The organism is Primorskyibacter flagellatus (genome assembly GCF_014638275.1).
Lineage (GTDB): Bacteria > Pseudomonadota > Alphaproteobacteria > Rhodobacterales > Rhodobacteraceae > Pseudooceanicola > Pseudooceanicola flagellatus_A.
In genome coordinates, this window is sequence record NZ_BMFJ01000001.1 from 1,987,031 (window position 1) to 2,013,511 (window position 26,481).

Annotated in this window: 26 protein-coding genes; 18 read left to right on the forward strand and 8 right to left on the reverse strand. The window is 67.0% G+C overall.

What is annotated here, in order from left to right:
• Positions 1–89: 89 nt before the first annotated feature.
• The 3 genes from pepN to IEV87_RS09870 all read left to right on the forward strand — a co-directional run bounded on the left by pepN (position 90) and on the right by IEV87_RS09870 (position 3,644).
• The gene (gene pepN, locus IEV87_RS09860; RefSeq protein WP_188477521.1) at positions 90–2,639 is read left to right on the forward strand and encodes an aminopeptidase N; all 2,550 of its coding nucleotides are present in this window, start codon (positions 90–92) and stop codon (positions 2,637–2,639) included.
• 201 nt (positions 2,640–2,840) lie between these two features.
• Positions 2,841–3,068, forward strand: coding sequence for a hypothetical protein (locus IEV87_RS09865; RefSeq protein ID WP_188477522.1), 228 nt, complete (start codon positions 2,841–2,843; stop codon positions 3,066–3,068).
• Between the two features lie 111 nt (positions 3,069–3,179).
• Positions 3,180–3,644, forward strand: a complete 465-nt coding sequence (locus IEV87_RS09870) for a VPLPA-CTERM sorting domain-containing protein (RefSeq protein ID WP_188477523.1) — start codon at positions 3,180–3,182, stop codon at positions 3,642–3,644.
• A 54-nt stretch (positions 3,645–3,698) separates the two neighbouring features.
• Here IEV87_RS09870 and IEV87_RS09875 read toward each other — a convergent pair whose 3' ends face one another.
• Positions 3,699–4,442 carry an SDR family oxidoreductase gene (locus IEV87_RS09875; RefSeq protein ID WP_188477524.1) on the reverse strand — a complete coding sequence of 248 codons (744 nt, stop codon included), beginning with the start codon at positions 4,440–4,442 and terminating at the stop codon, positions 3,699–3,701.
• Between the two features lie 241 nt (positions 4,443–4,683).
• On the opposite strand from IEV87_RS09875, the gene IEV87_RS09880 reads away from it, so the two are divergent.
• Positions 4,684–5,889, forward strand: coding sequence for a hypothetical protein (locus IEV87_RS09880; RefSeq protein WP_188477525.1), 1,206 nt, complete (start codon positions 4,684–4,686; stop codon positions 5,887–5,889).
• A 73-nt stretch (positions 5,890–5,962) separates the two neighbouring features.
• Positions 5,963–7,477 carry an Asp-tRNA(Asn)/Glu-tRNA(Gln) amidotransferase subunit GatB gene (gatB, locus tag IEV87_RS09885; RefSeq protein WP_188477526.1) on the forward strand — a complete coding sequence of 505 codons (1,515 nt, stop codon included), beginning with the start codon at positions 5,963–5,965 and terminating at the stop codon, positions 7,475–7,477.
• 203 nt (positions 7,478–7,680) lie between these two features.
• Here the strand turns inward: gatB and IEV87_RS09890 are convergent, their stop codons facing one another.
• Together IEV87_RS09890 and IEV87_RS09895 are read right to left on the reverse strand one after the other, a co-directional pair.
• Positions 7,681–7,911 (reverse strand): DUF2798 domain-containing protein, encoded by a 231-nt coding sequence (locus IEV87_RS09890; RefSeq protein WP_188477527.1) that lies wholly within the window; start codon positions 7,909–7,911, stop codon positions 7,681–7,683.
• A gap of 3 nt (positions 7,912–7,914) precedes the next feature.
• Positions 7,915–8,211 (reverse strand): putative quinol monooxygenase, encoded by a 297-nt coding sequence (locus IEV87_RS09895; protein ID WP_188477528.1) that lies wholly within the window; start codon positions 8,209–8,211, stop codon positions 7,915–7,917.
• Positions 8,212–8,307: 96 nt separating this feature from the next.
• Between IEV87_RS09895 and IEV87_RS09900 the strand changes: the two genes are divergently transcribed.
• From IEV87_RS09900 to IEV87_RS23035, 4 genes are all read left to right on the forward strand, one after another.
• Positions 8,308–9,216 (forward strand): LysR family transcriptional regulator, encoded by a 909-nt coding sequence (locus tag IEV87_RS09900; RefSeq protein ID WP_188477529.1) that lies wholly within the window; start codon positions 8,308–8,310, stop codon positions 9,214–9,216.
• A 112-nt stretch (positions 9,217–9,328) separates the two neighbouring features.
• Positions 9,329–9,838, forward strand: coding sequence for an acyl-CoA thioesterase (locus IEV87_RS09905; protein ID WP_229737513.1), 510 nt, complete (start codon positions 9,329–9,331; stop codon positions 9,836–9,838).
• Entirely contained in the window at positions 9,835–10,305 is a 471-nt protein-coding gene (locus IEV87_RS09910) for a thioesterase family protein (RefSeq protein ID WP_229737514.1), read from the forward strand. The genes IEV87_RS09905 and IEV87_RS09910 overlap by 4 nt, the downstream gene beginning before the upstream one ends.
• 157 nt (positions 10,306–10,462) lie before the next feature.
• Positions 10,463–11,131, forward strand: a complete 669-nt coding sequence (locus IEV87_RS23035; RefSeq protein ID WP_188477531.1) for a DUF4177 domain-containing protein — start codon at positions 10,463–10,465, stop codon at positions 11,129–11,131.
• A gap of 6 nt (positions 11,132–11,137) precedes the next feature.
• Here IEV87_RS23035 and IEV87_RS09920 read toward each other — a convergent pair whose 3' ends face one another.
• Complete coding sequence (locus tag IEV87_RS09920; RefSeq protein WP_188477532.1) at positions 11,138–11,395, reverse strand: BolA family protein; 258 nt, start codon at positions 11,393–11,395, stop codon at positions 11,138–11,140.
• Positions 11,396–11,468: 73 nt separating this feature from the next.
• Between IEV87_RS09920 and IEV87_RS09925 the strand changes: the two genes are divergently transcribed.
• Both IEV87_RS09925 and IEV87_RS09930 read left to right on the forward strand, forming a co-directional pair.
• Positions 11,469–12,098: a J domain-containing protein gene (locus IEV87_RS09925; protein WP_188477533.1), complete on the forward strand. Its 630-nt coding sequence runs from the start codon at positions 11,469–11,471 to the stop codon at positions 12,096–12,098.
• A complete protein-coding gene (locus IEV87_RS09930) occupies positions 12,099–13,130 on the forward strand; it encodes a trans-3-hydroxy-L-proline dehydratase (protein WP_188477534.1) in 1,032 nt (343 codons plus the stop codon). It begins immediately after the preceding gene.
• Positions 13,131–13,136: 6 nt separating this feature from the next.
• Here the strand turns inward: IEV87_RS09930 and IEV87_RS09935 are convergent, their stop codons facing one another.
• Both IEV87_RS09935 and IEV87_RS09940 read right to left on the reverse strand, forming a co-directional pair.
• On the reverse strand, positions 13,137–13,826 hold the full coding sequence (locus IEV87_RS09935) for an anti-sigma factor (protein ID WP_188477535.1): 690 nt from the start codon (positions 13,824–13,826) through the stop codon (positions 13,137–13,139).
• Complete coding sequence (locus IEV87_RS09940) at positions 13,823–14,365, reverse strand: sigma-70 family RNA polymerase sigma factor (protein WP_188477536.1); 543 nt, start codon at positions 14,363–14,365, stop codon at positions 13,823–13,825. The genes IEV87_RS09935 and IEV87_RS09940 overlap by 4 nt, the downstream gene beginning before the upstream one ends.
• Before the next feature lie 135 nt (positions 14,366–14,500).
• On the opposite strand from IEV87_RS09940, the gene cobS reads away from it, so the two are divergent.
• A complete protein-coding gene (gene cobS, locus IEV87_RS09945) occupies positions 14,501–15,484 on the forward strand; it encodes a cobaltochelatase subunit CobS (RefSeq protein WP_188477537.1) in 984 nt (327 codons plus the stop codon).
• Between the two features lie 132 nt (positions 15,485–15,616).
• Here cobS and IEV87_RS09950 read toward each other — a convergent pair whose 3' ends face one another.
• On the reverse strand, positions 15,617–16,222 hold the full coding sequence (locus tag IEV87_RS09950) for an NADPH-dependent FMN reductase (protein ID WP_188477538.1): 606 nt from the start codon (positions 16,220–16,222) through the stop codon (positions 15,617–15,619).
• A 208-nt stretch (positions 16,223–16,430) separates the two neighbouring features.
• Between IEV87_RS09950 and IEV87_RS09955 the strand changes: the two genes are divergently transcribed.
• From IEV87_RS09955 to IEV87_RS09970, 4 genes are all read left to right on the forward strand, one after another.
• Entirely contained in the window at positions 16,431–16,814 is a 384-nt protein-coding gene (locus IEV87_RS09955) for a hypothetical protein (RefSeq protein WP_188477539.1), read from the forward strand.
• 148 nt (positions 16,815–16,962) lie between these two features.
• Positions 16,963–18,837, forward strand: a complete 1,875-nt coding sequence (gene cobT, locus IEV87_RS09960; protein ID WP_188478396.1) for a cobaltochelatase subunit CobT — start codon at positions 16,963–16,965, stop codon at positions 18,835–18,837.
• A gap of 127 nt (positions 18,838–18,964) precedes the next feature.
• A complete protein-coding gene (locus IEV87_RS09965) occupies positions 18,965–20,755 on the forward strand; it encodes an aminopeptidase P family protein (protein ID WP_188478397.1) in 1,791 nt (596 codons plus the stop codon).
• A 75-nt stretch (positions 20,756–20,830) separates the two neighbouring features.
• Positions 20,831–21,172 carry a DUF427 domain-containing protein gene (locus tag IEV87_RS09970; protein WP_188477540.1) on the forward strand — a complete coding sequence of 114 codons (342 nt, stop codon included), beginning with the start codon at positions 20,831–20,833 and terminating at the stop codon, positions 21,170–21,172.
• 75 nt (positions 21,173–21,247) lie between these two features.
• Here IEV87_RS09970 and IEV87_RS09975 read toward each other — a convergent pair whose 3' ends face one another.
• Complete coding sequence (locus IEV87_RS09975) at positions 21,248–22,936, reverse strand: chloride channel protein (RefSeq protein WP_188477541.1); 1,689 nt, start codon at positions 22,934–22,936, stop codon at positions 21,248–21,250.
• A gap of 112 nt (positions 22,937–23,048) precedes the next feature.
• Between IEV87_RS09975 and IEV87_RS09980 the strand changes: the two genes are divergently transcribed.
• Together IEV87_RS09980 and IEV87_RS09985 are read left to right on the forward strand one after the other, a co-directional pair.
• The gene (locus tag IEV87_RS09980; RefSeq protein ID WP_188477542.1) at positions 23,049–24,425 is read left to right on the forward strand and encodes an FAD-binding oxidoreductase; all 1,377 of its coding nucleotides are present in this window, start codon (positions 23,049–23,051) and stop codon (positions 24,423–24,425) included.
• A 119-nt stretch (positions 24,426–24,544) separates the two neighbouring features.
• Complete coding sequence (locus IEV87_RS09985; protein WP_188477543.1) at positions 24,545–26,380, forward strand: alpha/beta fold hydrolase; 1,836 nt, start codon at positions 24,545–24,547, stop codon at positions 26,378–26,380.
• Positions 26,381–26,481 lie beyond the last annotated feature (101 nt).

Below are 26,481 nucleotides of genomic sequence, written 5' to 3' on the forward strand. Positions count from 1 at the left end.
CCTTCGCCACCCCCCTGCCCGCCGCCCTCCCCTTGCATCCCTCCCGCCGGGCTGGGACAACGGCGCCAACCGACAGCAGGAGCAGCGCCATGAAGGACGCCGAAAGCCCGACGATCTACCTCGCAGACTATACACCTCCGAACTGGCTGGTGGAGGAGGTGCATCTGACCTTCCGCCTCGCCCCGCGTTCGACCCGCGTTCTGTCGCGCGTCCGGTTTGCACCGAACCCTGCGGCCATGTCGCGCGCGTTCTTCCTTGAGGGGGAGGAGTTGACGCTGATCTCCGCCAGGATCGACGGTGCGGAGGTCAAGCCGGAGGTGACGCCGGAGGGCCTGACCTGCGCGGTGCCGGACGGGCCCTTCCTCTGGGAAGCCGAGGTGGAGATCGCGCCGGAGGCCAACACGGCGCTCGAGGGGCTCTATCTCTCCAACGGGATGTACACGACCCAGTGCGAGGCGCAGGGGTTCCGCAAGATCACCTACTACCCTGACCGGCCCGACGTCATGTCGGTCTTCACCGTCCGCATCGAATCCGATCTGCCTGTCCTGCTGTCGAACGGCAACAGGGTGGCGCAGGGCGACGGCTTTGCCGAATGGCACGACCCCTGGCCCAAGCCTGCCTACCTGTTCGCGCTGGTCGCTGGTGACCTGCTGGCGCTGCCGGGGTCATTCACGACGCGGTCCGGCAAGGCGGTGGAGCTGAACGTCTGGGTCAGGAAGGGCGACGAGGACAAGTGCGACTTTGCCATGGAGGCGCTGAAGAAGTCGATGAAGTGGGACGAGGACGTCTACGGGCGGGAATACGACCTCGACATCTTCAACATCGTGGCGGTCGACGATTTCAACATGGGGGCGATGGAGAACAAGGGGCTGAACATTTTCAACTCCTCGGCCGTTCTTGCGTCCCCCGAAACCGCGACGGACGCGAATTTCGAGCGGATCGAGGCGATCATCGCGCATGAGTACTTCCACAACTGGACCGGCAACCGCATCACCTGCCGCGATTGGTTCCAGCTGTGCCTGAAAGAGGGGCTGACAGTCTTCCGCGACGCCCAGTTCACCGCGGACATGCGATCGGAGCCGGTGAAGCGGATCAGCGACGTGCTGGACCTGCGGGGTCGACAGTTCCGCGAGGACGGGGGACCTCTGGCGCATCCGGTACGGCCGGAGAGCTTCAAGGAGATCAACAACTTCTACACCGCGACCGTCTATGAGAAGGGGGCCGAGGTGATCGGAATGCTCAAGCGGCTGGTCGGGGATGACGGGTACGGCAAGGCGGTACAGTTGTATTTCGACCGGCACGACGGGCAGGCCTGCACGATCGAGGACTGGCTGAAGGTGTTCGAGGATGCCACGGGCCGCGACCTGACGCAGTTCAAGCGCTGGTACAGCCAGGCCGGGACCCCGGTCGTGACGATGACGGATTCCTATGCGGACGGCACCTACACCGTGACGTTGAAGCAGACCCTGCCCGACACGCCCGGCCAGACCGACAAGCAGCCGCAGGTGATCCCCTTTGCCATCGGGCTTCTCGACCCCTCTGGGGCGGAGGTGGTGCCGACCACCCTTCTCGAGCTGACCGAGCGGGAGCAGAGCTTTGCGTTCGAGGGGCTGAAGGCGCGACCGGTGCCCTCGCCCCTGCGCGGTTTCTCCGCTCCGGTCGTACTGGATCACGCCACGGATAATGCGGCGCGGGCCTTTCTGCTGGCGCATGACACCGACCCCTTCAACAGGTGGGAGGCCGGGCGGCAGCTGGCAAAATCCGCGCTGGTGGCGATGATCGGCGGCGGGCAGTCGCCGGACGCGGCCTATCTCGACGGACTGCGTGCGCTGGTGACGGATGAAACGCTGGACCCGGCCTTCCGCGCGCTGGCCCTGTCGCTGCCGTCGGAGGACGACCTCGCGCAGGCCTTTGCCGATGCCGGGCGCACCCCCGATCCGCAGGCGATCTGGGAAGGACGCGAGGCAATGCGCTCTGCCGTGGCAGAGGTGCTGGCCGACGCGCTTCCCGCGCTTTACGCGCGCCATCTGGTCACCGGACCCTACAGCCCGGAGGCGGGGCCCGCGGGCAAGCGGGCGCTGACGAACGCCCTGCTGGCCCTGATCTCCCGCACCGACGGGGGCGCTGCGGCACGGGCGCAATACGCCGCTGCCGACAACATGACACAGCAGCTTGGCGCGCTGTCGGCCCTTCTGGGCGCGGGACAGGGGGCGGAGGAACTTGCCGCCTTCGCGGATCAGTGGCGCCACGAACGGCTGGTGATGGACAAGTGGTTCATGATCCAGGTGGCCCAGGCCCGGCCCGAAGCGGCGGCGGCCACCGCGGCCGCGCTGGCGGAGCGGGATGACTTCACCCTGACCAACCCGAACCGCTTCCGCGCGGTCTTCGGTGCGCTGGCGATGAACCAGGCCGGTTTCCACCATGCGTCGGGGGACGGATACCGTCTGCTGGCAGACTGGCTGATCCGGCTCGACCCGCTCAACCCGCAGACGACGGCGCGGATGTGTTCGGCCTTCCAGACCTGGCGGAGATACGATGCGGACCGGAAAGAGATGATGCAGGCGCAGCTGGAACGAATTGCCGCGCTGCCGAAACTGAGCCGGGACACCGGGGAAATGGTCGGACGGATACTCGGGTAATCATTCGATATTCCGACGGGGCGCCGGGACAATGAATCCCGCGCCCCGGCATTGTATCCATTGGAAGAACTGCCGCATTGCAGAAAGACATTTATTGCACATGCATCTTTGCAATTCGAAATATTGATGCATCTCAATTGTCGAATTTACGGTCCTGAGGGTGCATTTGCATTCGAGTAACTTTTATCGGGACAATAAATCATGTTCAGACTATCCATTTCCGCCGGCCTTGTCGGCGCAGCCCTTCTTCTGCCGGGCGCAGCCATGGCAACGCAGACCTATTTCGAAGGTTTCAACGGACCGGGCCACAGCTTTTCCAGCGGCGGCAACTACGGCACCGTCACCCTGACCGACGAAGCGACCACCGGCATCGCCGCCTTCGAGGGCATCGGTTTCGCGGGCATCACGGAATCCCCCTACGGCCCCTAAACGACCTTCTCGGGCGGGTCCTCGGTCTTTCCGGGCGCGTTCACGACCTCGGCTGCGATCTACCTGGACACGGGCTGGGCAGCAGGGTCGGGCTTTGACTATTCCGTCGCTATGAACCAGCAGTCCGGTAGCCACCTGCGCGATTTCATCTTTCACGTGACGCAGGACAGTTCGACAGGCGCGCTCCTCGTCGGCGGGTCGAACAATACGGACTTCATCCCGAAAGAGAGCATCGAGGCCGGCAACCACTACACGGTCACGACATCGGGCTGGTACGTGTTCGAGCACAGCTTCTACGATCTCGGCGGGTCGCTTGCGGTGGACCTGAACCTCTACGACTCTGCCAGCAACCTGCTGTTCACTGAAACGCGCAACAACCCGGGCGACCTGATGGCGTCTGTCGTGGGTGGTAACCGTTACGGCTGGTTCACATCGGTCGAGGTCGGCGGCGATCTTTATGTCGACGCGGTGAGCATGGATGTCACCGCGCCCGCCGTGCCGCTGCCGGCCGGCCTGCCGCTGATGATCGGCGCCTTCGCCGGGTTCGGCCTGCTGGCGCGCCGCCGCAGGGACTGATCCGGCCCATGGCCAATGCGCGGCCCGTCGGGACACCGGCGGGCCGTCTGACGTTCAGCGCCCGCCGGCGACGTCGACGATGGTCCGGGTGACGTAGCTGGCCTTGTCCGAGAGGAGCCAGAGGATCGACTCCGCCACCTCCTCCGCCGTGCCGGGACGACCAAGCGGGACCTCGTGCCCGATCCTTGCCATGCGGTCGGGTTCGCCGCCCTTGGCGTGAATCTCCGTTTCGATCAGACCGGGGCGGACGGCGTTGACGCGGATGCGCTCGGGGGCGAGTTCATCGGCCAGCCCGATGGTGAAACAGTCGATCGCGGCCTTGGAGGCGGCGTAGTCCATGTACTGCCCGCCCATCCCCTTGCGCGCCGCGACGGAGGAGACGTTGACGATGGAGCCGCCCCGCCCCTGCCTCCGCATCAGCGCCACCGCCTGCTGCGCCACGAGGATCGCGCCGATGGTATTGACGGCGAACATGCGCGTCATCCGTTCCGCCGTCAGATCTTCGAGGGAGGCACGGGCATCGACGATCCCGGCGTTGTTGATCAGGTGGAACGGCAGGGCGGGGTCGCTTTCCGCCGCCTCCTGCCCAAGCCGTTCGATCTGGGCGGGGTCGGACAGGTCGGCACCAATCAGCGTGACCTCGGCCCCGTTGATGCGGGCGGCATCTGCCACGTCCTCCGCCCCGGTCCGGTTGCGGCCATAATGCAGTATGAGATGCGTATCGCGGGCAGCCGCGAGGCGCGCGCAGGCCGCGCCGATGCCGGAACTTGCCCCGGTGATGAGGATCGTGCGTTTCATGGTGGCCCCTTTGTCCGGTCGCGCTGCCAGCCTAGCGGTCGCGGGACAGGCGGGGAAGGGCCTGCGATGCGGGCCGGACCGGCGGATTCCGGCCGGGTTTTGGCCCCCTTTGCGGCAGGTGCCCCGGTTCCGCCGCGGTCGCGCCGGATGTGGTCCGGCAATTCCGCGCAATCTCCTCCTCCGCGCCCTCTTTCGGCCGGAATGGAGCGGCAGGTTCAGCATAACAGAACCGGAGACCGAAATGCTTGGCTTCACCCGCCCCGCCCGCAAGACGAACCGACCCGACGCCGTCCCGGCCGCGACCGCTGCCGCCGCACCCCGGGGGACGCCGACGCAGGTGCCGGTGCAGCAGGAGACCCGGCAGGACCGGGGGCGGAACGTCTATTTCTCCAAGGGGCAGTACCTCGCCCGGCAGGATCGGTGGGACACGCTGGCCCGGCTGATCGCAGAAACCGACCGCAATCGCGCGGCCACGCTGTCCGGCGTGTCCATGGCGGCGCTGCTCGCGGACGGGGCGCGGTCGGATGCGGTGCGCCACGCGCGCGGAGAGATCGCGGACGGCGCGGAGGGCGTGCCCTCCGGCATCCTCGCGCTTGAGGACATCGCGGGCGATCATGCCGACCACTGGGGCGTGGCGCTGGTGGTGGCACGGGCGCAGATCGACTGTGCCTGGGCCTACGAGGGTCAGGTCGATCCGTTTGCACTGCCCGACCGCCCGTCCGAGGCCTTCATCACCCGGTTCGCCGCCGCCGCCGACCTGATCGCCGCGGCCGAGACCCGCGCGCCCGACAGCGCGGAGATCGCCGCAATCCGCTGCGACCTGCTGGCCGCCGATCCCGCCGGACACGCCAAGGTGGAGGCGCTGCACGCGGCCTCCATCTCCTCCGACCCGGCCAATCCGGGACGGCTGCGCGCCTACGGCGTCCACCTTCTGCCGCGCTGGTTCGGGACGCTCGACCAGCTCGACCTCGCCTCGCGCTGCCTGTCGGCGGACCTGCGCGACCACTGGGGCGACGGGGCCTATACCTGGATGTGGTTCGACGCGCTGCGGCTGGACCCGGCGGCGGCGGAATATCTTGAGCCAGGCCGGTTCATCGCCGGCATGCATGCGATCCTTGCAAAACGGCCCGATCCGCATCTGGCCAACCTGATGTGCGCCTATGCCGAGGGCATGGCCCCCGACACCGCACCTGACGACCTGTCCGACAGTGCGATGCGGACCCGCGCGCTGATCCACGACGCCCTGCCCGACCTGGCAGAGCGGCACCTGACCGAACTGCATCCGCAGGTCTGGGCGCGGGCCGACGCGCTGCCCGGCGCCTCCCACCCCGGCCCGCTGAGCCTGGGTCGGATCCAGGCGGCGACGGCGCAGGCGAAGGCGGCGGTGGAAACCGCGCTGACCGCCCGTGTGCGCGCCGCAGGCACCGAGGTCCGCGCCGCCGGCTGATCGCACCGCGCGCCCTTGCCCCCCTGCCCCCGCTCGCCTAGAACGCCTGTCGTAGCTTAGCGAGAGGTGGGTCATGCTGGACCTGACATACGAGACGCCCAAGCCCAAGGTCATCGCCGGGGCCAAGCACGACTGGGAACTTGTGATCGGGATGGAAATCCACGCACAGGTGTCGTCCAACGCCAAGCTGTTTTCGGGCGCCTCCACCCGCTTCGGGGCGGAGCCGAACGCCAACGTCGCCTTCGTCGACGCGGCCATGCCGGGGATGCTGCCGGTGATCAACGAATTCTGTATCGCTCAGGCGGTGCGAACCGGACTGGGGCTGAAGGCGGCGATCAACCTGACCTCGGCCTTCGACCGGAAGAACTACTTCTATCCCGATCTGCCGCAGGGCTATCAGATCTCTCAGCTTTATCATCCCATTGTCGGCGAGGGCGAAGTGCTCGTCGAGATGGGCGCCGGCGTCGCGCGGCTGGTGCGGATCGAACGCATCCACCTGGAACAGGACGCGGGCAAGTCGATCCACGACATGGATCCGGCGATGTCCTTCGTCGACCTCAACCGCACCGGTGTCGCGCTGATGGAAATCGTCTCGCGCCCCGATATCCGCGGGCCGGAGGAGGCGGCGGCCTATGTCACCAAGCTGCGCCAGATCCTGCGCTATCTCGGCACCTGCGACGGCAACATGCAGAACGGCAACCTGCGGGCGGACGTCAACGTTTCGGTCTGCCGTCCGGGGCAGTACGAGAAGTATCAGGAAACGCAGGATTTCTCGCATCTCGGGACACGGTGCGAAATCAAGAACATGAACTCCATGCGGTTCATCCAGGCCGCCATCGACTACGAGGCGCGCCGCCAGATCGCCATTGTCGAGGCGGGCGGAGAGGTCGTGCAGGAAACGCGGCTCTACGATCCCGACCGGAACGAGACCCGCTCGATGCGGTCCAAGGAAGAGGCGCATGATTACCGCTACTTCCCCGACCCGGATCTCCTCCCGCTCGAGATCGAGCAGGGTTGGGTGGACGATATCGCGGCCTCCCTCCCGGAACTGCCGGATGCCAAGAAGGCGCGGTTCGTCGGGGAACTCGGCCTGTCGGACTACGACGCCTCCGTCCTGACTGCGGATGTGGAGAACGCGGATTTCTTCGAACAGGTCGTTGCGGTCTGCGACGACGGCAAGGGCGCGGCGAACTGGGTCATCAACGAACTTTTCGGTCGGCTCAAGAAGGACGACCGGGAGATCGGGGACAGCCCGATCTCCCCCGCACGGCTGGGTCAGATCGTGGCGCTGATCAAGAAGGGCGACATTTCCGGCAAGATCGCAAAGGACGTGTTCGAGATCGCGTATACGTCGGACCGCGACCCGGAGGAGATCGTCGAGACCGAAGGCATGAAGCAGGTCACCGATACCGGCGCGATCGAGGCGGCGGTGGACGAGGTGATCGCGGCCAACCCCGCACAGGTGGAAAAGGCCAAGGCCAACCCGAAGCTGGCCGGGTGGTTTGTCGGACAAGTCATGAAGGCGACGGGTGGCAAGGCCAATCCGGCGGCGGTCAACCAGCTGGTGACGTCTAAGCTGGGGCTCTGACCGGGGATTCTGCGGGTCGGCGTGCGTGGTTGCGCCGGTGAAGCCGGGCTGAAAGCCCGGCCTACGGATGCTGTTCTTGCGATGCGTCATCCTCCGGCTTGACCGGAGAACCCCGTGCCGCAGAGATCCTCCGGTCAAGCCGGAGGATGACGGCCCGCGGGGTGGCGACCGGCGTTCAGGTCACGCCGGCGGATGGCCCCGACCTACCGCGCGACCGGCGCGATGCGTGCCGCGAGCGCGTGGCTGACCCGCAGGATCCACGGTGCCGTCACGAAAGAGATCAACGCCGCCGCCGGCCAGGCGGAGCGGAAGGCGATCATCCAGCGGGCCACGAAATCCGGTGTCCAGCCCAGTGCAAGCCAGGTCACCCAGGCGGTCATCAGGAAGGCGAGCACCGCCGACATCAGGACGGCGAAGATTGCACGTTGCAACATGGGTCATTCCTCCGAGGGGGTGAGGTCTTTCAGGACGTCCACCGTTACCACGCGCGTCATGCCCTGGTCGATGACATGGCGGGTATGCGCATATGTGAAGTGATCCTTCAGGGCCTGCTCGTCCGTCCAGATCTCCCACAGGGCAAAGCGGGTCGGGGTGGTGGCGAACTGGCGCACCCCGAACATGAGGCAGCCGGGTTCGGCTTCGGTGGCCGTGGCGAGCTCGGCCAGGGCGGGGATGACGGTGGTGAGGTCCCAGCCTTCGGCCACTTCGATGACGGCGCTGACGATATGGGTCATGTCTGTTCCTTTCGGGTTGCGATGGCCGGAAGGTAGGATTGCCCAAATCCGGAATAAATGGCACAGATCGGAAGCTTTATTTCCGGATTTGGAACCATGCTTGATGATGTCTCGCTCTTCGTCCAGATCGTGCGCGCCGGGGGGCTGGCGGCGGCGGGGCGGCGGCTTGGCATCCCTCCGGCGACGGTCACGCGGCGGCTGGCGGGGCTGGAGGCGCGGCTTGGCTGCAAGCTGATCCACCGTTCGGCCCGGCGCTTCGACCTGACGGCGGAGGGGGCGTCCTACTACGACACGCTCGCGCCCCAGATCGCGGCGATGGAAACCGCGCTCGCCGGGCTGCACTCCGGCACCCACGATCTGCGCGGGCCATTGAAGGTCGCCGCGCCCTCTTCGGTGTCGGTGCGACTGCTGGCGCCGATGTGGTCCTCCTTCGTCGCGCGCCACCCCGAGATCACGCTCGACCTGCGCCTCTCCAACACCCGCATCGACCTTGAGCAGGAGCGCATCGACATCGCCCTGCGCATCGGCCCGCAGGAGGACTCCGGCTTTCACCAGCAGCGCGTCGGCTGGATCCGAACGGTAGTGGTGGCCTCGCCGGCCTATCTGGCGGGCCGTGCGGTCACGACGCCCGAGAATCTGCGCGACCACCGGATCATCGCCCGCGCCCCGCTCTCCGCCTGGGTGCTGGAGCATGACGACGGAGGCGTCCCCGTCCGGCTCGACCTCGCCGCGCGGGTGGCGGTGGACGACACGGCCATGGCGCTCGCCCTGGCGCGGGACGGCATCGGCGTCGCGCTGGTCCCGGCCTCCGAGGTGCGCGAGGCCTTCGCCGCGGGCGCGCTGGTGCCGCTGCTGCCGGGCTGGCACGGGCCACGGCGCGAGGTCTTCGTCGTCTGGCCCACGGGCCGCATGCTGAGCCGCCGGGCCCGGGCCTTGAAGGAGCATGTGGAGGACTTCGCGCGGGCGGAAGCGGTGCTGAGGGGCGGGGTGCCGGGGGTGGGGTGATGCATATTCCTGAGCTGTGAGCGGAGATTTTCCGTTCCCGCGCCGGGCATAACCGATTTACTCCCCCGTCCACCCCACCTACGGTCCGGCCGAACCGCAGACCGGAGGCCCCATGACCCACGACCCGCAGCCATCCCTGACCGGGGAGGTCATCGAAAACCGCTACCTTGGCGTGGAGATGGAGATCCGGCCGGAGTGGATCGACTTCAACGGGCATCTCAACATGGCCTATTACGGCGTGCTGTTCGATACTGGGAGCAATCACGGGTTCCGGGCGCTCGGCTTCGGTGCGGACTATCGCGAGAGCCACGGGTTCACCACAATGACCGCCGATTTCCGCATCCGTTACCTGCGCGAACTGCATCTGGGCGACGTGGTGCGCTGTTCCTTCCGCGTGGTGAAAGTGGGGACGCGGGCGTTTCACTATTGCCAGGAACTGATCCACAGGGACGGCTGGATCTCGGCCACCGCGGAAACGGTGAACCTGCATGTCGACATGAAGGCGCGCAGGGTTGCACCCTATACAGAGGCCCGTAAGCTGGCGCTGCAGGCGATGGCCGCCGAACATGCGAAATGGCCCCTGCCCGACTGGGTGGGGCTGCCCCTTGGAGTAAGATCTTGACCGAACCCTACCTCTCCCCGCCCATGGAACTGCAACCCGACTGGATCGACCAGAACGGGCACCTGAACATGGCCTATTACGGCGTGCTCTTCGACATGGGAGTGGACGAGGCGGCGCGGATGTTCGGGCTGGGCTGGGACTATACCTCCAAGGGCACGCACACGACCTATTCGGCCGAGTTCCGGATCCGCTATGTCCGGGAACTGCATCTGGGATCGACGGTGCGGGCCTCTTTCCGGCTGCTCGACGTGGGGCCGAAGGCCTACCATTTCTGCCAGGAACTGATCCATTCGGAGGGCTGGGTCGCCGCCACTGGCGAGGGGATCAGCCTGCACATCGACCAGTCCGGCCCGAAGGTCGCGCCCTATCCTGCTGAGGTGAAAGCGAAACTCGACGAGGTTCTGGCGCAGCACGCGGCGCTGCCCGTGCCCGACTGGGTCGGCGCACCGATGCGGATCCGCAAATAAGGTGCGGTAGAGGGTCCCCGGAGGTTAACCCCGAGGCCCGAAGACCAGGGAAATGCCAAGTTTCCTATCGTTTTTGACCCGAAAACCCGGTAATGTCCTGTTAACACTTGCTGCAGCCGGGTAAACCTGCGCGGCTGAGGCGTCAGACAGGAATGCCATGGGCAGTTACGAATACAAGGTGGTTGCCGCGCCGACGCGCGGAACGCGCGGTCCGGGCGCGAAAGGTGCCGAGGGACGTTTCGCGCTGAGCCTCGAGGACGTCATGAACCGCATGGCCGCCGAGGGCTGGGAATACCAGCGGGCCGAGACCCTGCCGTCCGAGGAACGCGCCGGCCTTACCAACGTGCAGACGGTCTATCGCAACGTGCTGGTGTTTCGGCGGGCACGCAGCGGCGACATCGCCGCCTTTGCCCCGCGCGCCATCGGGGACGAGACCCCCGCACCGCTGCTGCTGCCCGCCGCCGAGGGGCTGGAGCCGGTGACGGGCCAGGATCACGGGCTTGCCTCCCTGCTGCGTCGCCGGGCGGCGCGGCTGGTCGGGTCGTCTGCCCCCGTCGCGGCCTCGCACACGCCGGTGGCTGAGGCCGCGCCGGAGGTCGCACCTGCCGCGGGCCCGCTGCCCGTGGTGATGGACGCGGATGACGAGCCCGAACCGGCACCGAAGTCCGCCGAACTCGCCGCCCGTTTCGCGGAGGAGGACCGGCCACGGCCGGCGCGTGGTCCCGCCGATTTCTTCGGGTCTGATACGCTGGAATTCCACAGCTCCGGCGACCGCAGGTTCAACCAGATCGCGCCGCAGGTCCGTACCCCGTCCGCCGCCGAATAGGCGCGTTCAGTCCGTCAACTCCAGCGCGAGCGCGTGGATCCTGCCGATCAGATCCGGGCCGAGCGCGGCATGCACGGCGCGGTGACGCTGAAGTCGCGACATTCCCGCCATACGACCGGCGCGCATGCGCACACGAAAATGGCTTTCCCCGCCCTCACGGAAACCTGCGTGACCCCGGTGGCTTTCGCTTTCGTCAATGACTTCAAGCGCCTCGGGGGCAAAGTCGTTGACCAGTCGCTCGCGTATCTCCGCCGTTACCGACATTTTTATCTCCTCGCCTCTTCAATCTCGGGAAAGTCAGTCTAAACTGCATCGCCTGACTCGGAAAGGACAACGCATGGCCAAGACGGACCCCTTCGGATTCGACATGTCGATATCTTCCGCAAAGAAGAAGACCAATCGCGGGCGGCGGGGCATGTCGGGCGCGTCGGAGACCTCGACCAAGGTCTGCGAACATCCGGGCTGCGAGGAGGCGGGGCTGTACCGCGCGCCCAAGGCGCCGGACGTGCTGGACGAGTATTACTGGTTCTGCCAGCAGCATGTGCGGGAATACAACCTCAAGTGGAACTTCTTCGACGGCACGACCGAAGCCGAGATGAATGCCCAGATGTCCAAGGACAAGGTCTGGGAACGTGACACCAAGCCGCTTGGGGACCCGGAAGCGCGGGCCTGGGCGCGGCTCGGCATCGACGATCCGCATCAGGTTCTGGGGTCGAATGCCACGCGCAATCCCGGGCGCGGTGCGGACAGTGTCACGACAAAACGCCTGCCCTCGACGGAGCGTCGCGCGATCGAAATCCTGGAAGCCAAGGATCACTGGACGAAGGCCGAGGTCCGCAAGAGCTACAAGGCGCTCATCAAGGTGCTGCACCCGGACATGAACGGCGGCGACCGGAGCCAGGAGGAACAGCTGCAGCTGGTCGTCTGGGCCTGGGACCAGATCAAGGACAGCCGGAACTTCAAGTAGATGCGCAGTTCGCGGGTGATCCACGTCGTCTCTGCCCATGCCGAGGGCGAGGTCGGGGATGTCATCACGGGCGGGGTCTCGCCGCCCCCGGGCGCGACGCTCTGGGACCAGCGGCGCTGGCTGGCGGAGGATCAGCGGCTGCGGCGCTTCATGCTGAACGAACCGCGCGGCGGGGTGTTCCGGCATGTGAACCTGCTGGTGCCGCCGAAGACCCCGGGCGCGGATGTCGGCTTCCTTATCATGGAGCCGGAGGACACGCCGCCGATGTCCGGTTCGAACTCCATCTGCGTTGCCACGGTCGTTCTGGATACCGGCGTCGTGCCGATGCAGGAGCCGGTCACGGAACTGGTGCTGGAAGCCCCCGGCGGTCTGGTCCGCGTGCGCGCGGAATGCCGGGACGGCAAGGCTCAGCGGATTTTCGTCGAAAACCTCCCTTCCTTCGCCGGGCGGCTGGCGGAACCGCTCGACGTGCCGGGACTGGGACGGATCACCCTGGACACGGCCTTCGGCGGGGACAGCTTTGTCGTGGTGGATCCGGAGAGGCTGGGCGTCAGGCTTGAACGTGCCCGCGCGCGGGAGATCGCCGAACTTGGCATCCGCATCACCAATGCCGCCAACGCCGCCTTCCGCTTCGATCACCCCGAGCGGCCGGACTGGCAACATCATTCCTTCTGCCTCTTCGCCGGGGCGGTCGAGCGTGACGGAACGGCCCTGCGCGCCCAGTCCGTCGTGGCAATCCAGCCGGGCAAGCTGGACCGCTCTCCGACCGGCACGGCGGTTTCGGCCCGCATGGCGCTGCTGCACGCACGCGGAGAGATGACGGAGGCCGACAGTTTCACCGGCGTCTCGATCATCGGATCGGAATTCAGCGGCCGCATCCTCGGAACCACAAACGTCGGCGGCCTTGACGCGATCCGGCCCGAAATCGGCGGACGGGGCTGGGTGACTGGCATTCATCAGCACATGCTGGACCCCTCGGATCCCTGGCCCGAAGGCTACCGCCTGTCGGATACCTGGCCGGAGCGGCAATAGCGCGCTTCAGATCGCCTCAACCTGCCCCACGGCGACAACCGCGCCGGTCGGCTGGCCGGTCGGGGAGCCGCCGCCGGGTTCGTCGGAAATCGCCAGGACGGCATTCGGCACCCGTGCGGCGAGATCGGCGGGCAGGGTGATGACCTCGTGCGCCGATCCGTCGGGCCACACGATGACCGACACCGGTGCCGCGCCTTCCGAAATCAGCCAGAATTCAAGCGACCGGCCCGGCGGATGGCCCCCTGTCTGGTGGCGCAGGTCCAGCGTGCCGGTGTCGGCGTCATAGGCGGCGGCGAATATCAGGCTGTTGTCCTCTGCCGCGATGCGGGCGGTGAATTCCGGTGCGGCGGGCGACATCAGGCCGGACGTCATGACCACCCAGGCGAGTGTGGCCGCCAGCAGGCCGCCGATCGCGTAGCCAAGCAGGCCGAAGCGACGACGCGGCGCGGTGGTGACCGGCGTGTCCAGAGCGGCCTCGATCCCGCGCCACAGGGCGGCGGGCGGCGCAACCTCGGGTGCGTCGTCGGTCAGGCGCACGAAATCCTCGGCCCAGGCGGCGACCTCGGCGCGCAGGGCCGCGTCGCCACCGAGCCGCGCCTCGAAGGCGCGACGCTCGGCCGCGGGCATCAGCCCAAGGACGTATTCCGCCGCGAGGATGCGGTCGTCATCGTCTCCGGTGTCGGGCGCGTCGATCATTCCGACAGACATTCCTTCAGCTTCATCAGGCTGCGGCGCAGCCAGGTTCTCATCGTGTTGAGCGGCACCTCGAAACGGGCGGCCAGCTCGGCATAGGTTTCGCCTTCCAGATAGGCACGGCGCACGGCCTCGGCCCGGTCCGGCGGCAGGCGGGTGAAACAGTCGACGATCCGTGCCCGGTCCGACGACGCCATGGCAAGCGCCTCGGGTCCCGGTGCGGCATCGGGCAGCGCCTCCGCCTCGTCAAGATCGCCGCCGCTGAACCGGCGGGCGCGCAGGCGGTCGATCGCATGATTGCGCGCGATGGTGATCAGCCAGGTCATCGGGGAATACCCGCCCGCCCTGTACCGGTCGGCATTGCGCCAGATCTTGACGTATATTTCCTGCACGGATTCTTCTGTTTCTGCTTCCGACTTCAAGATACGCAGCACGGTCCCGAAGAGTTTCGCAGAGGTCCGACGGTACAGATCGGCAAAGGCCGCGCGGTCGCCGGCGGCGGTCGCGTCGATCAGCGCCTCGATCTCCTCCCGAGTGGTCATCGTGCTCCTTCATCCGGGACGCCGCCCGAATTGGACGCGGGACAACCCATTTTTGCCCTTTCCCTCACTTTCGGCTTCGATATGTTGCACCACGGGCCGCGTGCAAGGCCCGTGCGAGGAAAGGACAGAGCGACCATGGCCGAGGCAATGACCGATATCAACGCTAAACCGACCGAGGAAATCTCGGTCCGCGAAGTCTTCGGCATTGATACCGACATGGTGGTCAAAGGGTTCGACGACCGCACCGACCGGGTGCCGGAGATCGACAGCACCTACAAGTTCGACCCGGACACGACGCTCGCCATCCTTGCCGGGTTCTCCCACAATCGCCGCGTCATGGTGCAGGGCTACCACGGCACGGGCAAGTCGACCCATATCGAACAGGTGGCGGCGCGGCTGAACTGGCCCTGCGTCCGGGTGAACCTCGACAGCCATATCTCGCGGATCGACCTGATAGGGAAGGACGCGATCAAGCTGAAGGACGGCAAGCAGGTCACCGAATTCCACGAAGGCATCCTGCCCTGGGCCCTGCGCAACCCGACCGCCATCGTCTTCGACGAATATGACGCGGGCCGGGCGGACGTGATGTTCGTGATCCAGCGCGTGCTGGAACATGACGGCAAGCTGACGCTCCTCGACCAGAACGAGGTCATCACCCCGAACAAGTACTTCCGCCTGTTCGCAACGTCCAACACCGTGGGCCTTGGCGACACGACGGGCCTTTACCACGGCACGCAGCAGATCAACCAGGCGCAGATGGACCGGTGGAGCCTTGTCGCCACGTTGAACTATCTCTCCCACGACGCGGAAACCGCGATCGTCCTCGCCAAGGCGCCGCATTACAACAACGAGAAGGGCCGCAGGCATGTTTCCCAGATGGTGCGCCTGGCGGACCTGACCCGGACGGCCTTCATGAACGGCGACCTGTCGACCGTGATGTCGCCCAGGACCGTCATCACCTGGGCCCAGAACGCGGAGATTTTCCGCAATATCGGCTATGCCTTCCGCCTGACCTTCCTCAACAAGTGCGATGAGCTTGAACGCCAAACGGTAGCCGAATTCTACCAGCGCTGCTTTGACGAGGAACTGCCGGAAAGCGCCGCCTCCTCGGCCGCCTGATCCGCCCCGCCACATGACAAAAGGGCCGCATCGCGCGGCCCTTTTTTAGTTTCATCTTGCCGAAAATATCCCGGGGGGAATTGCTCCGCAGGAGCAAGGGGGGCAGCGCCCCCCCCTGCCCTGCGTCCGGGCTCAGGCCGCCTTGGCCTGATCCGCGTCGCGCGCGGTCATCGTGGCATTGGCCCACCAGACCAGATCGTCCAGCGCCGTCTTGGCCGACGGGGCGATATGCGCCTCGATGTCCGAGATCGGGCCGTTCTTGCCCATGGGATGCACGGCCATGAAGTCGCCCCCGCCGATGTGCACGGCGTGACGGATCGGCACCATCTGCAGCTCCACCGCGATACCGCGCAGATGCTCCAGCGCACGGGCACCGCCGGTGCCGCCGTAGGCAATTGCGGTCATCGGCTTGCGCACCCACTGGGTGTAGGCCTGATCCAGCGCGTTCTTCAGCGCCCCGGTGATCGAGTGGTTGTACTCCGCCACCGTGAAGATGTAGCCGTCGAATTCATCCATCTTCTCCTGCCAGGCCACGGCCTTGGGATCCGAAGAGGGCATCCACATGTTCGACGCCGCTTCATTGAACAGCGGCAGGTCGAAATCCTTGAGGTCGACCAGTTCCACGTCCATGTCGGTGCGCGCCTGCGCCTGTTCCAGCATCCACTGGGCGGGCTTTTCGGCGAAACGGGTGTCACGGGTGGAGCCGATGACGAGGGCAATCTTGGGTTTGCGGGACATATGTTGTCTCCCTGTGCTTGGTGTCTGATACGGTGAATATCCGGTGTCGCTGCCGTGCAGAAAACGCCGATACCCGCACACGGGCTGTGCATTGACGAAGGTCGGGTGCAGGGAACTTCCGTGGACTTCGAGGATTTTGCACAACAGGCCCCTGCAAATTGTGGGGCGCCCGCTCGGGAATTCAACATATATGGTGTAATCTCTTTCCATGGACCATATGCGCGCTTTCCTCGTCGCCCTTGGCCTGGCTGCTCCGGCAACCGGGACGGCGGCGCCGGGGGAACCGGGCGATACGGTGGCGCTGTTTGCGACCTGCGCGGGTCGCTATTCGGCCGAGATGGAACACCGCTGGCTGATCGGACATGACGCGACCGAGATCACGCGCCACCGGCGCGCGATGATCGACCTCGTCGATGCCGTGCGCACCCCCGACCAGGGTCCGCGCGTGCTGGCCTGGCGGGTGGAGGCGAAGGTCGCGCAGGCCATGCTGTTGCAGCGGGCGGACTTCAACACCGACCCGGCGGATGCCGGACGGGCGCGGGATCTGGCGCGGCTGGCGTTGTCGCAATGCGGGGCGCTGATCGTGGGCTGAGGGGACTTGACCCGTCACCCGGCGCCGTGCGCAATCGGCTCATGAAACATGTCGGCATCTGCTGGACGGGGAGATGAGCGGACTCGGCCAGCCGTTTTCGCGCCGCGACCCGCTTGCCGAGGACGGCGCGGAGTGCTTTACCTCTGCCATGAGCAAGTCCAGCGACAATCCCGCCGATCCGTTCAAGAAGGCCCTCGCCGAGGCCACCAAGGTCATGGCCGACGACCCGGACCTGACGGTCAGCTATTCGGTCGACCCATCTGGTACGTCCGGCGACAACATGCGCCTGCCGCAGGTCTCGCGCCGGATGACGAAGGACGAAGTGCTGCTGGCGCGCGGCACCGCCGATGCGCTGGCCATGCACCGCCGGTACCACGATGCGGGCACGCATTCGAAATATGCCCCCGCCGGTCAGATGGCGCGCGATCTCTACGAGGCGATGGAAACGGCGCGTTGTGAGGCCATGGGCGCGCGCGACATGCCGGGCACCGCCGGAAACATCGACGCCAAGATCGGTGCGGAGGCGAAGCGCGCGGGCTATGAAGGCGTCACGCAGGCCGCCGACGCGCCGCTGCCGATCGCCGCAGGCTACCTGATCCGCCACCTCGCCACCGGCCGCGACATGCCCGCGGGCGCGCAGAACGTCATGGAACTGTGGCGCGGGTTCATCGAGGATCAGGCTGGCGGGACGCTCGAGGATCTGTCCGAGAAGCTTTCCAACCAGACCGAATTCGCCCGTTTCGCGCGGCGCATCATCGAAGATCTCGGCTACGGCGATCAGCTTGGCGAGGACCCGGACGGGTCGGACGACGCGCAGGATGATGCAACCGAGGACGGGCAGGAGGAAGAGGAACAGCCCGACTCCACCGGTCAGTCGGAGGAGGAAGAGGACGCCGAGGCTTCCCCGGAACAGTCGCAGGACGAACAGCAGGACCCGTCGGAGGCCACCGTGTCGATGGACGACATGGCCGAGGACGAGATGGGCGAAGAGGCGGAGATGCCCGAGGGCGAGGCCCCGCTCGAACCGCCCCCCCCGCCGCCCTATTCCGAGGCCGACCCGAACTACACCGTCTTCGCCGCCGATTTCGACGAGGAGGTCGCGGCGGAGGATCTGGCCGAACCCGTCGAACTGGAGCGCCTGCGCGCCTATCTCGACCAGCAGCTCGAACCGCTCAAGGGCGCGGTCGGACGACTGGCGAACAAGCTGCAGCGCCGCCTTCAGGCGCAGCAGAACCGCAGTTGGGAATTCGACAAGGAAGAAGGCGTGCTCGACGCCGGACGGCTGGCCCGTGTGGTCGCCAACCCGACGACGCCGCTGTCCTTCAAGGTCGAGAAGGACATGGAGTTCCGCGATACCGTCGTGACCCTCCTGCTGGACAACTCCGGCTCCATGCGGGGCCGCCCGATCTCCATCGCGGCGATCTGCGCCGACGTTCTGGCCCGCACGCTGGAGCGGTGTTCGGTCAAGGTCGAGATCCTCGGATTCACCACCCGCGCCTGGAAAGGCGGGCAGAGCCGCGAACGCTGGCTGAACGACGGCCGCCCGCAGCAGCCCGGCCGCCTGAACGACCTGCGCCATATCGTCTACAAGTCCGCGGATGCACCATGGCGTCGCGCGCGGGAAAACCTCGGCCTGATGATGAAGGAAGGTCTGCTGAAGGAAAACATCGACGGTGAGGCGCTGGAATGGGCGCATCGCCGGATGGTCGGGCGGCGCGAGGCGCGCAAGATCCTCATGGTGATTTCCGACGGGGCGCCGGTGGATGACTCCACGCTCTCGGTGAACCCGGCGAACTACCTCGAGAAACACCTGCGCGACGTGATCGCCATGGTCGAGAAGCGCAAGCAGGTCGAACTTCTCGCCATCGGGATCGGGCATGACGTGACCCGCTACTACAATCGCGCCGTGACGATCACCGACGTGGATCAGCTGGCCGGAGCGATGACCGAACAGCTTGCCGCGCTTTTCGACAGCGACCCGCGCGCGCGGGCGCGTTTCGCGGGGATCCGAAAGGCCTCCTGATCTTCATCTTGCCATAAGCACCCCGGGGGGCTAGCCATGTTCGCGCCATTGGCCCGAGGGGCCATGGCGACAGGGCAGCGCCCTCCGGCGCCCGCCAACAGACCGGAGGCCCGTCATGAAAAGCGACATGTTCCAGACCTTCGACAGCCCGACCTCTCCCGAACAGGGGCCACCCCGGCTGGCCGCCCTGCGCGCGCTGATGGCGTCGGAGGGCTGGGATGCGCTGCTCATTCCCCGCGCCGACCGGTTCCAGGGCGAATATGTCGCGCCGCGGGACGACCGGCTGGCCTGGCTGACGGGTTTTACCGGGTCGGCCGGCTTCGCGCTGGTCACGGCGGATCACGCTCTGGTCTTTGTCGACGGGCGCTACCGGGTGCAAGTGCGCGCGCAGGTCGCGCCCGAGTTCACGCCGATGGACTGGCCGGCGCAGACCCATGTCGCCTGGTTGGCTGAGGCCTTTCCCGCGGGTGCGGTGCTGGCCTATGACCCCTGGCTTCATACGATGGAGGAGATCGGTCGCCTGACCCGCGATCTTCCGTCCATCACCTTCCGGCCGGTGGCAAATCCGATCGACCGTATCTGGCCCGACCAGCCCGCGCCGCCCTCTGCCTCGATCTTCGCGCATCCGCTGGAATTCGCGGGCGAAAGCCATGCGGACAAGCGGAACCGCCTTGGCCGCGAACTGGCCGCGAAGGGCGAGGCGGCGTCGCTCATCACCCTGCCGGATTCCGTCGCCTGGCTGTTCAACATCCGGGGCGCGGACATTCCGAGGAATCCGATTGCCCATGCCATGGCGCTGCTGCGTGCGGATGGCACCGCGGTGCTGCTGACCGATCCCGGGAAATGCGCGGAGGTGGCGGATCACCTCGGCCCCGACATCGCGGTCCGACCCGAAAGCGATCTGGCACAGGTACTGGCCGATACCAGCGGGCCTGTCCGGATCGACCCGCAGTCCACCCCGCAGGCGGTTGCGGACATGCTGGCGGCGGCGGGGATCCCGGCGCGGCACAGCATGGATCCCTGCCGCCTGCCCAAGGCCTGCAAGAATGCGGGCGAACTGTCGGGCATGCGCGACGCGCATCTGCGCGACGCGGTGGCGATGTGCCGGTTCCTTGCCTGGTTCGAGGGGGCCAGCACGACGGGCCTGAGCGAGATCGACCTCGTCACGCGGCTCGAGGGGTTCCGCCGCGACACCAACATGCTGCGCGAGATCTCCTTCGACACCATCGCCGGGGCCGGGCCGAACGGCGCCCTGCCCCATTACCGCGTGACCAGAGAAACCAACCGCAGGCTGGAAGACGGCGCGCTGATCGTGCTCGACAGCGGCGGGCAGTATCCAGACGGCACCACCGACATCACCCGCACGCTGGTCGTCGGGGATGCAGGGGCGGAGGAGAAACGGGCCTTCACCCTCGTGCTCAAGGGCATGATCGCGATTTCCCGCGCCCGGTTTCCGCGGGGCGTGGCCGGGTCGCATCTGGATGCGCTGGCGCGCTATCCGCTCTGGCTGGCGGGGATGGATTACGACCATGGAACCGGGCACGGGGTCGGGGCCTATCTCTGCGTGCACGAGGGACCGCAGCGGCTGGCCCGGGGCGGCGACGTGGCGCTGCAGCCGGGCATGATCCTGTCGAACGAGCCGGGATATTACCGCGAGGGTGCCTTCGGTATCCGGATCGAAAACCTGATCGCCGTGCAGCCGGCCGCCCCCTTGCCGGGGGGAGATTCCCGTGACATGCTGGATTTCGAAACCCTGACCTGGGTTCCGATCGACCGCCATCTGATCGACCCCGCACTGCTGTCGCAAGACGAGCGGGACTGGATCGACAGCTATCACGCCACCTGCCGCGACAAGCTGGGCCCTCTGCTCCCCGAGGATTGTGGAGCATGGTTCGCCGCCGCGACGGAAAAACTCTGATTTCGTAACAGAACCGTCGCAGGGCTGTCGCAAAGTCGGGACGAGGCCATCACCGCCTGCTTGGGAGGGCAAGACATGACCGATATCACTATTCGCAAGGCCGAGGGGACCTGGACCGTGCGCTCCGGCGGGGCGGTGCTTGGGGAAAGCCGCAACGCGCTGGAACTGACCGAGGGCAGCTATCCGGCCGTCATCTATTTTCCGCGCGACGACATCGCCATGGCCTTTCTCGACCGGACCGACCACACCACCCATTGCCCGAAGAAGGGCGACGCGAGCTATTTCTCCATCGTCACCAAGAGCACCACGCACGAGAACGCGGCCTGGTCCTATGAAACCCCGCTGGCGGGGATGGAGCAGATCGCGGGTCACATCGCCTTCTACGCCACGGACTACGTGACGGTGGAGCGGGTCTGAGGCGCCGGCACCAGGGGGGCGTTGCCCCCCGTCCTTGCGGACTCCCCCCAGGATATTTCAAGCAAGATGAAAGCGTCAGCTGTGCTCTTCGGCCGCCGTGGCCGCGAGGGCGCGGTTGTAGGCGCGCAGGGCGTCGACGTGGTAGAGCGCGCCGAGCAGTTCGGGCGGCTGGTCGGCCCTGGTGAGCTGGATCACCGGCAGATAGGCCGCGCCGGTGCGGTCAAAGACCGGCAGGGCGGATTCCAGCGTGGCGCTGGCGTCGAGGTAGTCCCCGGCCTCGATCCGGTCCCAGCAGGCCTCCTCGGGCGGTGATTTCTCGTGCCCGCGCGGGCGCATCACGTCCCCTGCGCGGAACAGGCCGAGCAGATAGGCCTGGGGTCCGGCGGCGACATGGGTACCGCGCCGTTCCAGCTGGGTCAGGAAGAAGGAGCGGTCGACCAGCCGCGTGCCGATGGCGGTTGAGATGGAGACGGTGACCATCACCGCGAGGCCGGTCGCCCAGTCCCCCGTCAATTCGAAGACGATCAGCGTGGTGGAGATCGGCGCGCCAAGCACGGCGGCGGCGACCCCGCCCATGCCCGCCAGCGCGTAGAGCGAAGAGGAGCCGGAGACCTCGGGGAAGACCGAGGTTGCGATCAGCCCGAAGGCCAGCCCGGTCAGTGCACCCACCATGAGGGAGGGCGAGAAGACCCCGCCACCCATGCGCCCGCCGATGGTGATCGCCACCGCGACGGTCTTGAGCATGGCGAAGACGATGGCCTCGCCGAGGCCGATGCGCCCTGTCAGGGCGAGCGAGGTCGTCTCATAACCGACGCCGATGATATGGGGGAACCAGATCGCCATGAGCCCGAGCATCGCGCCCGCCAGCGCCGGGCGCAGCCAGCGGGGGATCCCGGCGCGGGTCTGGATGTGGGTGGCGATGTCCTCTGCCGCGAAGATGGCGCGCATCAGCAGGCCGGCGACGATGCCGCAGACCGCGCCGAGGATCAGGAAGGCGGGGAGTTCCTCGTAGAACTGGAAGAGGGAGGTGCCCGGCAGGGTGAATTCCGTCACGCCGCCGAATTCCAGGCGGTTGATGACCGTGCCCGCGACGGAGGCGATGACGATCGGGGCGAAGGCGTGGATGGCGAAATGTCTCAGCACGACCTCTAGCGCGAAGAGCGCCCCGGCGATCGGAGCGTTGAAGGAGGCGGAAACGGCGGCGGCGACCGCACAGCCGAGCAGGTCGCGCCCGGTCATCCCGTCGGCCTTGATCCATTTCATCACCTTCGAGGAAATCACGGCGGCAAGGTGCACCACCGGCCCTTCCCGGCCCGAAGACCCCCCGGTGCCGAGCGTGATGAGCGACGCGGCGGCGGAGGCGAGGCCGGCCCGCCCCTCCACCCGGCCGGCGTTCAGGGCGGCACCCTGGATCACGTCGGCAACGGAGCGGACGCGGCCGTCCGGGGTAAAGACATGGAGGATCAGCCCGACCAGCAGCCCGCCGAAGATCGGAATGCACAGCACCCAGTACCACGGCAGGCTGCCCGCCCAGCTATGAAGGTGGGTGATGTCGTCGGCGCGGTAGAGCAGTTCCTGAAGCGCCTCGATCCCCTTGCGGAAGAACAGCGCGGCAAATCCGCTGGCGATACCGACGGCAAGCGCGATCAGCCAGAACTGCACTTGGTTCGGGCCGCGTGTGCGGATCACGTGCCAGCCGTCGGTCAGCTCGCACCGGACCCGGTCGGCTGCCGCTGCCAGCACTGAAGCGTTGTCGCCGGGCATGTCCTTTCCGCCTTGCTGATCGCGTTTCGGGGCCACGGGGGGCGCAGCCTGCCCTTCCCTGCGCCGCCTCCCTATCATATGACAGACCGACCGTTTTACAGGGGGGCGGACAATGACGCTTGACACGGCCTGGTCCGAACTTTCGGAACTCTTAGGCGATCGCATCACGCGGTCCAAGCCGGATCTGGCCGCGCATGGCGGGTCGGAGAGCTATTTTCCGGCGACTCCGCCCGAAGCGGTGGCCTATCCGGAGGCTACGGCCGAGGTGTCGGCGCTGGTGCGCATCTGCGCGGCGCACGGCGTACCGGTGACGGGCTGGGGCGCGGGGACATCGCTGGAAGGTCAGGCACAGGCGTTCTCGGGCGGGGTGGTGGTGGACTTCGCGCGGATGAACCGGGTTCTCGGCGTCGGACAGGCGGACATGGACGCGCGGGTGCAGCCCGGCCTCACGCGCGAGGCGCTGAACGAGGAACTGCGCGCGACGGGGCTGTTCTTTCCCGTGGACCCCGGGGCGAATGCCAGCATCGGAGGCATGGCCTCCACCCGGGCGAGCGGTACGACGGCGGTGCGGTACGGCACGATGCGGGACAATGTGCTTGGGCTGGAGGTCGTGCTGGCGGACGGGCGGGTGATCCGGACCGGAACGCGGGCGCGCAAGTCCTCGGCCGGGTACGACCTGACCGGGCTGTTCATCGGGGCGGAGGGGACGCTTGGCCTCATCACCGAACTTACGCTGCGCCTGCATGGCCAGCCGGAGGCGGTGAGCGCGGCGGTCTGTGCCTTCGATTCCATCGGCGATGCAGTGAGGGCGGTGGTCGATACGATCCAGATGGGGATCCCCATGGCGCGGATCGAATTCGTCGACGAGGGCACGGTCGCGGCGGTCAACGCCTATTCCGGCAGCGAGATGGCGCTGGTGCCGCATCTGCTGGTGGAATTCCACGGATCGGACTCGGCGGTGGAGGAACAGGCGGAGGCCTTCGGCACCATCGTTGCGGATCACGGCGGGCACGGGTTCCAGTGGGCAGCAAGCGCGGAGGACCGCCGCGCGCTCTGGACCCTGCGCCATCACGCCTACTGGGCGATCCTTGCGGCGCGGCCGGGCACCCGGGCGGTGGTCACGGACATCTGCGTGCCGATTTCCCGGCTGGCAGAGGCGGTGGAGGCGACGCAGGCGGACCTGCAGGAACATGGGATCACGGGGCCGATCCTCGGCCATGTGGGGGACGGCAATTTCCATGCCATCCTGCTGTTCGATCCAAGTGACGTTGCGGAACTGGAACGGGTCAAGGCGGCCTCTGACCGGATGGTCGCGCTGGCGCTGTCCATGGGCGGAACATCGACCGGGGAACATGGCGTAGGCGTTGGAAAAAAGGCGTTCATGGCGCGCGAACACGGGGATGCCTGGCAGGTCATGGGGCTGGTGAAACAGGCGCTGGATCCGCAGAATCTGATGAACCCCGGCAAGCTTGCGCCTGACGCCAATTAGAGTCATCCTGCGGTTGCGCGGTCGGCGGCCCGCTGCACGGCCGGAGCGGGGCCGCGACAGGGTACTGCCGATCTGTTACCCTGACTGGCGTCGCAGCCGATAAGGTGGATCAAGCTGCCGTGACCGACCCGACCAAGGACCAGCCAGCCCCTCCGGGCGCCGATCACGGCGATCCGGCGCTTCAGAGTGAAGTCGTGGACCGGCTGTACGGGGCCGCGCTGGAACCCGAAAAGCTTGGGGATCTGATCGACCACTGGGATGCGCTGATGTCGCCCGGCTGGCGCAGCCCGGCCCCGGCGCGGCGGGCGATGATCGAACGGACGGGTCTGCTGCGTCATGTGCGGCGGGTGGAGCAGATTCTCGACCGGGTGCGCCCCGGTCAGGGCAACCGGGCGGAGGAGGCAGAGCTGCGCCCCTACCGCAACACCGCCGCCTTCACGCTGGACGGCGCCCTTAGGGTGTCGGCGATGAACCGGGCCGCTTCGAAGACGCTCGGCGCGGCGCTGGCGGGGCCCCTGTCCTGTCTGCGAGTCCGGGAGGAGGACCTCGCCGTGCTGGCACGGGTCGCGCTGGCGATGCTCCGGCGTGACGGCGCGGGGGCCGTCGAGACCTCGCGACTGATCCGGGCGCGGCGGCTGGCGGATGACCGGCTGGTGCTGTTGCAGACACGGCTGGTGCAGACCGGCGGGCAGGCGGATTTCGTGCTTGTGGTGACCACCGAACTGCACTGGCCCGAAGGTGCTGCGGACACGCTGCGCGCGGCCTTCGGACTGACCCGGACCGAGGCCGAGGTGATGATGGCCCTGACCGAAAGCCGCACACTGCGCGACATCGCGGCCAGCCGGGGCCGGTCGGTGGACACGATCCGGTCCCAGATCAAGGCGATCCAGACCAAGACCGAGGCGCGCGGGCAGAACGATCTGCTGCGTCTTGCGATGACGGCCATGGACATCGCGCCGCTGGAGGCGCGCGGGACCCGGGCGGATGCGGTGGCCGAGGCAAGGGTCGCACGCGGCGGAACCGACCTGCCACCCCTGCCCTTCCGCAGTCTGCCGCGCCCCGAGGGGCGGGTGATGGACTATCTCGAATTCGGCGACCCGCGCGGGCGGCCGGTGGTCTATTTCTGCTCCAACTTCGGGCTCTGCCGCTGGCCGGGGGCGGCGGAACGCGCGGCCGTGCGGGCCGGACTGCGCATCGTGGTGCCGATCCGGCCGGGCATGGGCGGTTCCGATCCCCTGGGCAAGGCGGAGGACCGGACCGGCACGGTCGCTCGGGACATCCTGGCGCTGATGGATCATCTTGGTATCGGGGCCGCGCACATGCTGGTGCTGGACGAGGACATGATCTTTGCCGCCCGCCTGTTCATGCTGGCACCCAAACGGGTGCGCGGGGTTCTGGGCGTGGCGGCGGTACTGCCGCTGACGCGGCGCGAACAATACGAACGCATGGGCCGATGGCACCGCTTCGTGCTGGGCACCGCCCGGTTCACGCCGCAGATGCTGCCGGTCCTGGTTCGGGCCGGTTTCGCCATGGCACGTCATATCGGCAGGGCGGAGTTCATCCGGCTGGTCTACGCGGGGTCGGAGGCCGATACCCGCATGACCCGCGACCCGATGATCTTCGACGCCATCGACAGCGGGGCGGATGTCGTGCTCAGCGATACCCGTGACTCCGCGCGGGCCTATGGGCAGGAGGTGTCGGCTGTGCACCGTTTCGACTGGCGGCGGGAGTTCGAGCAGATGCGTGACCGCGTGCCGGTGATCGACCTGATCGGCGATCAGGACCAGGCAATCTCCGCCGCGACCCTGGCGGAGTTCAGGGAGGATTACCCTTGGGTGGAGATCGAGGTGTTCGCGGGCGCCGGCTCCTTCCTCTTCTTCCAGAAATGGCCCGAGATCCTGCGCCGGCTCGAACGCTTCATGGATGGTGACGTACCGGCACTTACCGCCGACTGACCCCTGTACTGACCCTGCAGACAGGGCTTTCACCCATATGGGGTATGACCTGACGCCGCAGTCATCATACGATCGAACCCAGTAAGCGGTATCCTGTTCAG